The following is a 547-nucleotide window of genomic DNA, read 5'->3' as shown; positions in this document are numbered from 1 at the left end:
CATTACAATATATATTTGTCGGCCACATAAGTCGAGAAGCCAAGATAACGACCGACAAATGGAGAGGTTACAGACCTATAGCAAAAGTGTACGATATAAAACAGATAGAAAGTAATAAAGGATTGAGCTTCAAGGCGCTACATGCTATGATACATCAAGTTAAATCTTTGATAAGAACTACGTATTCTTGGGTCAGTGATGATAACCTAAATAGGTATTTTAATGAATTCTGTTTTAGAATAAACCGATCACAGAGTAAGTCAACAATTTTCAATAACCTGATCACTAGAATGGTAAGCGGTGATAAAATATATCAATCAGAAACACAACTATCCGAAAGTCTAGTTTATAAAGAAGCTTGAGAATCCCGTATTTTGGGTTTGCAAACTAAAAATACATTTTATGGGACTCTACAAGCGCAATGAACCACTATGGACTTAAAGGTCCATAGTTTCGGGCCCGTGAATTAAATTCACCCAATGGTTATTGCTCTAGTATGAAATTACTGCTTTGGCCATCGTCAGGTCTTCGATGGTGCTCCAAATAC

Annotated in this window: 1 protein-coding gene; it reads left to right on the top strand. The window is 36.2% G+C overall.

The features are described 5' to 3' along the window. The coding region (locus ES765_RS21590) for a transposase (RefSeq protein WP_138116618.1) at positions 1-362 on the top strand (362 nt) is incomplete at its 5' end. Between the last annotated feature and the right edge of the window lie 185 nt (positions 363-547).

Source organism: Maribacter sp. ACAM166, from assembly GCF_005771495.1.
GTDB lineage: Bacteria > Bacteroidota > Bacteroidia > Flavobacteriales > Flavobacteriaceae > Maribacter.
The sequence above is the reverse complement of the archived record's forward strand: the minus strand, read 5'-3'. Positions and strand labels throughout refer to the sequence as shown.